Annotated in this window: 5 protein-coding genes; 4 read left to right on the plus strand and 1 reads right to left on the minus strand. The window is 73.4% G+C overall.

What is annotated here, in order from left to right; translation table 11 throughout:
- Positions 1-97 precede the first annotated feature (97 nt).
- From ACTWQH_RS28985 to ACTWQH_RS28995, 3 genes are all read left to right on the plus strand, one after another.
- Positions 98-1,756 (plus strand): serine/threonine-protein kinase, encoded by a 1,659-nt coding sequence (locus tag ACTWQH_RS28985; RefSeq protein WP_443289749.1) that lies wholly within the window; start codon positions 98-100, stop codon positions 1,754-1,756.
- Between the two features lie 65 nt (positions 1,757-1,821).
- The gene (locus ACTWQH_RS28990; RefSeq protein ID WP_443289750.1) at positions 1,822-3,438 is read left to right on the plus strand and encodes a succinic semialdehyde dehydrogenase; all 1,617 of its coding nucleotides are present in this window, start codon (positions 1,822-1,824) and stop codon (positions 3,436-3,438) included.
- Entirely contained in the window at positions 3,435-5,186 is a 1,752-nt protein-coding gene (locus ACTWQH_RS28995) for an FAD-dependent oxidoreductase (protein WP_443289751.1), read from the plus strand. Before ACTWQH_RS28990 ends, ACTWQH_RS28995 begins: the two co-directional genes overlap by 4 nt.
- 618 nt (positions 5,187-5,804) lie before the next feature.
- Here ACTWQH_RS28995 and ACTWQH_RS29000 read toward each other — a convergent pair.
- A complete protein-coding gene (locus ACTWQH_RS29000) occupies positions 5,805-6,131 on the minus strand; it encodes a chorismate mutase (RefSeq protein ID WP_443289752.1) in 327 nt (108 codons plus the stop codon).
- 271 nt (positions 6,132-6,402) lie between these two features.
- Here ACTWQH_RS29000 and guaA point away from each other — a divergent pair.
- The coding region (gene guaA / locus ACTWQH_RS29005) for a glutamine-hydrolyzing GMP synthase (protein ID WP_443289753.1) at positions 6,403-7,994 on the plus strand (1,592 nt) is incomplete at its 3' end.

The following is a 7,994-nucleotide window of genomic DNA, read 5'->3' on the forward strand; positions in this document are numbered from 1 at the left end:
ACCTGGAGATCCACGACGGCTGAGTTCCGTCACGAATATGTACCTGTCACGGACACCGGGAGCCGACCGCCGTCCGGCCCAGGTATAGATGGGGGGCATGAACAGCGACGGGGGAGCGGCGGACGAGACCACCAGCTACGGACTCCCGCCGCCCACGCAGGTGGCGCCACCGCCGTCCGGCCCCGACGGCGGGGAGGGCCGGCTGCTCGGCGGCCGGTACCGGCTGGCCGTGAAGCTCGGGCACGGCGGCATGGGAACGGTGTGGCGCGCGCATGACGAGGTCGTGGACCGGGCCGTTGCCGTGAAGGAGTCGCGTCTGCCGGAGGGCGTCGCCGAGGAGCGGCGGGCCATGCTTCACCTGCGGATGCAGCGCGAGGCGCGCGCCGCTGCCCGCATCGACCACCCGAACGTCGTCACCGTGTACGACGTGGTGATCGAGGACGGCCGGCCGTGGCTGGTGATGGAGCTGGTGCGCGGCGAGTCCCTCGCCGAGGTGCTGGAGACCGGCACGATCGAGTCCCGGGAGGCCGCCCGCATCGGACTCGCCGTGCTCGACGCCCTGGCCGCCGCCCACGAGGCGGGGGTGCTGCACCGCGACGTCAAGCCCGCCAACGTGATGCTCGGCCGTCACGAGCGGGTCGTGCTGACGGACTTCGGCATCGCCCAGATGGAGGGTGAGCAGGGCCTGACCACCACCGGCGCGTTCGTCGGCTCGCTGGAGTACACTGCCCCGGAACGCGCGGCCGGCCAGCGCCCGGGTCCGGAGTCCGATCTGTTCTCGCTCGGGGTGCTGCTCTACGCGGCGGTGGAGGGCGTCTCGCCGTTCCGCAGGACCAACTCCGGCGCCACGTTGCAGGCGCTGATGTCCGCCGACCCGCAGCCCCCGGTGCGGGCGCCGGGCCCGCTGGGCGAGCTCGTCATGCGGCTGCTCGCCAAGCGCCCGGCAGACCGCCCCAGGCCCGAGGAGATACGCCGGATCCTCAAGGAGGTCATCGCCGCACCGCCCGTCGACGCGACCGTGGCCGCCACCCGGCTGGCCGGCACGGGGACGCTCAGCCTGCGCGCCGGGATTTCCTCGCCCCGCCGTCGCCGTCGCCGCGCCCTGCTCGCCGGCGCCGTGGCCGCCGTCGTGCTGGCGACGACGCTGGTGCTCGCCCCGTTCAGCCCGGCCAGCCCGTTCGGCGACGGCGACGACGCCTCCGCGCTCCCGGAGGGCTGGCGCGCGCACAAGGAGGAGGACTTCCGGATGACGATCGCCGTGCCGGAGGGCTTCCAGCGCTTCGTCGACGATGAGGACGGCAAGGTGGGCTACGAGTCGCCGGACGGCATCTACGGCGTCTACGTGTGGTCCTGGGACGAGGAGGAGGACAGGCGCCCGCTGCAGGTGGCGGTGGAGACGCTCGACGGCTTCCGGGAGGACACCAGCTACGAGGACGTCGACGGCGACTGGAAGGACACCGTGTTCCAGGAGCGCGAGGCCGCCGAGCTGTGGGTGAACGCGCGCGACGCCTACGCCGCCGAGGACGACGACCACCTCACCCGCCGCAGGTCGCTGTTCTACGGGGAGCAGGGTGGCGACCAGCTGTGGCAGGTGCAGGTGAACATGCCCGGCGAGCGAGGGGCCGCCCGCGCCTACGGCGAGCAGTTGTACGCCGACATCATCGAGCACCTGGAGATCCACGACGGATCCACGGGCGAGTCCCCCGGCGAGTCCCCGGGCGAGTCCGCGAACGGCTCCGGCGACGAGTCCAGCTGACCACCGCCCAGAAAGCAGTTACCGCCGGGTAGCCAGCGGCCGCCACGCGGTCGTACCCTCCGCGTATGACGACAGTGGAGTCGCAGTCAGAGCAGTCAGCACAGACAGCACAGACAGCACAGACAGACCTTGAGGCCCGCGCCGCCCAGCTCGTCACCCCCGCGCTCGTGGCGCGGCTGACCCAGGGCGTACACGGCAGCGGCACCACCGCGTGCCACAGCCCGCTCACCGGCCATCGCCTCGCCGAGCTGCCGCAGGCCACCGAGGCCGAGGTCGACGCCGCCTTCGACCGCGCGCGCCGGGCCCAGCGCTCCTGGGCCGCGCGCCCCCTGCGCCGCCGCACCGCCGTGCTGCTGCGCTTCCACGACCTCCTGCTGCGCCGCCAGGACGAGGCGCTGGACCTCATCCAGCTGGAGACCGGCAAGGCCCGGCTGCAGGCCCACGAGGAGGTGCAGGTCGTCGCCGTCGCCGCCCGGCACTACGGCCGCAAGGCCCCGGCGTACCTGCGGACCCGCCGCCGCACCGGCGCCTTCCCCGTCCTCACCAAGGTCCGCGAGCTGCGCCACCCCCACGGCGTCATCGGCCACATCTCCCCCTGGAACTATCCCCTCGAACTCTCCATCGGCGACGCCCTCCCGGCCTTCGCCGCCGGCAACGCCGTCGTGATGAAGCCCGACACCGAGACGGCGCTGACCGCCCTGTGGGCCCGCCGCCTGATGATGGAGGCCGGGCTGCCCGAGGACGTGTGGCAGATCGTGCTCGGCGACGGCCCGGTCGTCGGCCCGCAGGTCATCGAGCGCGCCGACTACGTCACCTTCACCGGCTCCACCCACACCGGCCGCCAGGTCGCCCAGGCCGCCGCCGCCCGCCTCGTCGGCGCCACCCTCGAACTCGGCGGCAAGAACGCCATGCTGGTGCTCGACGACGCCGACCCCGACAAGGCGGCGGCCGGCGCGATCCGCTCCTGCTTCGCCTCCGCCGGCCAGCTGTGCGTCTCCATGGAGCGGATCCTCGTCCACGAGGCCGTCGCCGAGGCGTTCATCGAGCGCTTCACCGAACGCACCAAGGCGATGCGGCTCGGCCCCTCCCTCGACTACGGCACCGACATGGGCCCGCTCGCCTCCGCCGCGCAGCTGGAGCGCGTCACCCGCCACGTCGCCGACGCCCTCGAACACGGCGCGACCCTGCTGGCGGGCGGCCACCCCCGCCCCGACCTCGGCCCGTACTTCCACGAGCCGACGATCCTCACCGGCGTCGAACCGCCCATGCTCGCCTGCGAGGAGGAGACCTTCGGCCCGGTCGTCTCCATCGCCCGCGTCCGCGACGACGCCGAGGCCATCGAGCGCGCCAACGCCACCCCCTACGGCCTCAACGCCAGCGTCTGGACGCGCAACGCCCGCCGCGCCCGCCGCGTCGCCGCCCAGCTCCGCACCGGCACCGTCAACATCAACGAGGGATACGCGGCGGCGTACGGCAGCGCGCAGGCGCCGCTCGGCGGCCGGGGCGACTCCGGGCTCGGCCGCCGCCACGGCGCGGAGGGCATCCTGAAGTTCACCGAGTCGCAGACCCTCGCCCACCAGCGGCTGCTGCCGATCGCCCCCTCCCTCGGCATGGACGACCGCCGGTACGCGGCGTTCATGACCCGCTCCCTGAAGGCGCTGAAGACGCTGGGGTTCAGGTGACGGAAACGGACGTCGACTACGACGTGGTGGTCGTCGGCTCCGGCTTCGGCGGCTCCGTCGCCGCGCTGCGCCTGGCCGAGAAGGGCTACCGGGTCGCGGTGCTGGAGGCCGGGCGCCGCTTCGCCCGCGACGAACTGCCCAGGAACTCCTGGGACCTGCGCGCCTACCTGTGGGCCCCGAGGCTGCGGCTGTACGGCATCCAGCGCATCCACCTGCTGCGCAATGTCATGATCCTGGCAGGCGCGGGCGTTGGCGGCGGCTCCCTCAACTACGCCAACACCCTCTACGTGCCGCCCGAGGCGTTCTTCACCGACCGCCAGTGGGGCGGCATCACCGACTGGCGGTCGGAGCTGGCGCCGTACTACGAGCAGGCCCGGCGGATGCTCGGCGCCCGCCTCAACCCCACCGTCACCCCCTCCGACCGGCACCTGAAGGACGCCGCCGAACGCATGGGCTGCGGCGACACCTTCCACCTCGCGCCCGTCGGCGTCTTCTTCGGCGACGGCCAGGACGCCGACGCGGAGGGCGCGACAACCGCCAAGCCCGGCCAGGACGCGCCCGACCCGTACTTCGGCGGCGCCGGACCAGCCCGCCGCGCCTGCCTTGAGTGCGGCGAGTGCATGACCGGCTGCCGCCACGGCGCCAAGAACACCCTCAACGAGAACTACCTCCACCTCGCCGAACGCGCGGGCGCCGAGGTCCAGCCCCTCACCACCGTCACCACTGTCGCCGAGGCGGACTCCGGCGAGGGCTACGCCATCACCACCGTCCCCACCGACGCCTCACCGCGCCGGCGCCGCAAGCGCCAACGCACCCTGACCGCCCGCCACGTCGTCCTCGCCGCCGGGACCTACGGCACCCAGACCCTGCTGCACCGCATGCGCGACACCGGCGCCCTGCCCCGCCTCTCCGACCGCCTCGGCACCCTCACCCGCACCAACTCCGAGGCCCTGGTGGGCGCCCGCACCAGCCCCCGCCGCTACGGCCGCGAGCCCGACTTCACCCGGGGCGTCGCCATCACCTCCTCCATCCACCCCGACGAGCACACCCACATCGAGCCCGTGCGCTACGGCAAGGGCTCCAACGCCATGGGATTCCTGGCGATCAAGCAGTTCCGCCGGGGCGGCCGGATGCCGCGCCTCCTGGCGTACGCCGCGACCAGCCTCCGCCACCCGCTCCTCTTCCTCACCTCGCTCTCCAACCGCCGGTGGTCGGAGCGCACCATCATCGGCCTGGTGATGCAGACCCACGACAACTCCCTCACCACCTACCGCCGCACGCGCCGCCCCGGCCGTGGCCTGCTCACCGCCCGGCGGGGCCACGGCGCGCCCAACCCCGACCACATACCGGAGGGAGCGGAGGCCGCGCGCCGCCTGGCCGAGTCCATCAACGGCTTCGCGGGCACCAACGTCGGCGAGCTGATCGGAACGCCGCTCACCGCGCACTTCCTCGGCGGCTGCCCCATCGGTGCGGACCCGGAGCACGGCGTGGTGGACCCGTACCACCGGCTCTACGGGCACCCCGGCATCTCGGTCGTGGACGGCTCCGCGGTCTCCGCCAACCTCGGGGTCAACCCGGCGCTGACCATCACCGCGCAGGCGGAGCGCGCCTTGGCCCTGTGGCCGAACCGTGGCGAGGCGGACCCGCGCCCGCCGCAGGAGGCGCCGTACGCCTACCAGCGCCTGGAGCCCGTGCGCCCGCGCCGCCCCGCCGTTCCCGCGGGCGCCTTCGCCGCGCTGCGCTGGTGAAGGCGTGTGAAGAGGCCCATCCCCCGGGGGATTGGGAACGGACCCCTTCGAGGAAGATGACTCGTGCCCGCGTCTCCGGGTTGCCTCCACCGTGATCACGAACGGGACACAGAAACCCCACACCTCGGAGAACGGAGAGAGGCCCCGGCTCGCCGTTACGGAGGGAAAACGGCGGGCCGGGGCCCGTGGTTCAGCACCGGTGACAGGGCGGCGCCGGTGCTGAAGGGCGCGGCGCCCGGGGGGAGAGGCGCCGCCGCCGTTGGCCGGGCCACTGGGAGGGGGTGAGGCCGTGGCCCGCCAACACGCCTTGTCTCATGGCCTTGTTTCTGCCCCTGTCTGCATCGTCGTGGATGCCGCTCCCATCCCGCAAGGCTCGTGACGGATGCTGTGCGGCCGGTTCCCGGCGTCCCGGGAACCGGCCGCCCCACACTGTGACCGGCCGCTGTCCCCTGCTGCCCGGTCACCGCACCGGAACGAGGTCCCACGACGCGGAGCCCTCGCCACACCGGGAAGGTCCTTGACGTCTCTTCGCTCCGGGGACAACCCATTCAACGAAGCCGCTCGCAGGCCGGTCACGCGCCGTACGGGTGACTCGCCGCACCCGCGTTGGTTGACGTCTCAGGCCCGGCCCCGGCACAGCTCCAGCAGCGTCATCGCCAGCTGCGTGCCCGGCCGCCCCAGCTCCTCCCGGTAGCGCCGCAGGATCTCCATCTCCCGCGCCAGGTGCACCCGCCGCCCGCCGGAGGCGAGCCGGGTGCGCTGGATGCGTTCGGAGACGGCCATCCGCTCGCGGATCAGCGCCACGATCCGGTCGTCCAGCGCGTCGATCTCGCGCCGCGCCTCCTCGATCCCGGCCGTGGCCGTCGCCGTGGCCGCGCCCGTGGCCGTCGCCGCGGCCGTCGGCGCGGGCGTATCGCCGGCTGCCGTGTCCCTGCTCGTGTTCATCGGTGGCTCCTTGTGGTGGAGGAGCCCCGGTCCCGCCCGGCGGCCCGCGACGCCGACGCCCCGGGCCACTGGGGCCCGGGGCGCCTGGGGAAGTCGCTTCGTCGTCAGTCAGCAGCGCTTCGCATGGCAGGCGGCCGGGCCGCTGCCATAGGTAAAGACGAAGACGCTGCTGCTGTGCATGCACCCCAGTATGCCAGGTGCCCCCGTCGGTAGACTCGGACCCCAGGAACCCTCACGCCGCCAGGCACCACAGGCACGAAAGGCAGCCGAAGTGGCCTCCCCCCTCACCCCCCCGGACACGGTCCTCGTCGTCGACTTCGGCGCTCAGTACGCCCAGCTCATCGCCCGCCGCGTCCGCGAGGCCCGGGTCTACAGCGAGATCGTCCCCTCCACCACACCCGTGGCGGAGATCCTCGCCCGCAACCCCAAGGCGATCATCCTCTCCGGCGGCCCCGCCTCCGTCTACGCCGACGACGCCCCGGGCATCGACCCCGCCCTCTTCCGGGCCGGGGTGCCGGTCCTCGGCATGTGCTACGGCTTCCAGCTCATGGCCCAGGCCCTCGGCGGCACCGTCGACAACACCGGCGCCCGCGAGTACGGCCGCACCCGGCTGGCCGTCTCCAAGCCCGGCTCCACCCTCTTCGAGGGCACCCCCGACCAGCAGCAGGTGTGGATGTCCCACGGCGACGCCTGCTCCGCCGCGCCCGAGGGCTTCACCGTCACCGCCTCCACCGACACCGTCCCCGTCGCCGCCTTCGAGGACGACGCCCGCCGGCTGTACGGCGTGCAGCACCACCCCGAGGTGATGCACTCCACCCACGGCCAGCAGCTCCTCGAACACTTCCTGTACCGGGGCGCGGGCATCACCCCCGCCTGGACGGCCGGGAGCATCGTGGAGGAGCAGATCGCCGCCGTGCGCGCCCAGGTCGGCGAGGCGGGCCGGGCCATCTGCGCTCTCTCGGGCGGCGTGGACTCCGCGGTGGCCGCCGCCCTCGTCAACCGCGCCATCGGCGACCGGCTGACCTGCGTGTACGTGGACCACGGCCTGATGCGCAAGGGCGAGACCGAGCAGGTCGAGAAGGACTTCGTCGCCGCCACCGGCGTCTCCCTGAAGGTCGTGGACGCCTCCGAGCGCTTCCTGGAGGCGCTGGCGGGCGTCAGCGACCCGGAGCAGAAGCGGAAGATCATCGGGCGGGAGTTCATCCGCGTCTTCGAGGCCGCCCAGGCCGAGCTGGTCGCCCAGGGCGACTACGCCTTCCTCGTCCAGGGCACCCTCTACCCCGACGTCGTCGAGTCCGGCGGCGGCACCGGCACGGCGAACATCAAGTCCCACCACAACGTCGGCGGCCTGCCGGAGGACCTCGGCTTCGAGCTGGTCGAGCCGCTGCGCCGCCTCTTCAAGGACGAGGTGCGGATGGTCGGCCAGGAGCTGGGCCTGCCGGACGAGATCGTCCACCGGCAGCCGTTCCCCGGCCCGGGCCTGGCCATCCGCATCATCGGCGAGGTCACGCGGGAACGCCTCGACACCCTCCGCGAGGCCGACGCCATCGTGCGCGAGGAGCTGACCGCCGCCGGGCTCGACCGCGAGATCTGGCAGTGCCCCGTCGTGCTCCTGGCCGACATCCGCAGCGTCGGCGTCCAGGGCGACGGCCGCACCTACGGCCACCCGGTCGTCCTGCGCCCCGTCTCCTCCGAGGACGCCATGACCGCCGACTTCTCCCGCCTCCCCTACGACCTGCTGGCGAAGGTCTCCACCCGCGTCACGAACGAGGTCGCCGGCGTCAACCGCGTCACGCTCGACATCACGAGCAAGCCTCCGGCGACGATCGAGTGGGAGGGAGCCGTCCGCCACCCCCGCCCACC

The sequence above is a fragment of the Streptomyces sp. 6N223 genome, assembly GCF_052246635.1.
Taxonomy (GTDB): domain Bacteria; phylum Actinomycetota; class Actinomycetes; order Streptomycetales; family Streptomycetaceae; genus Streptomyces.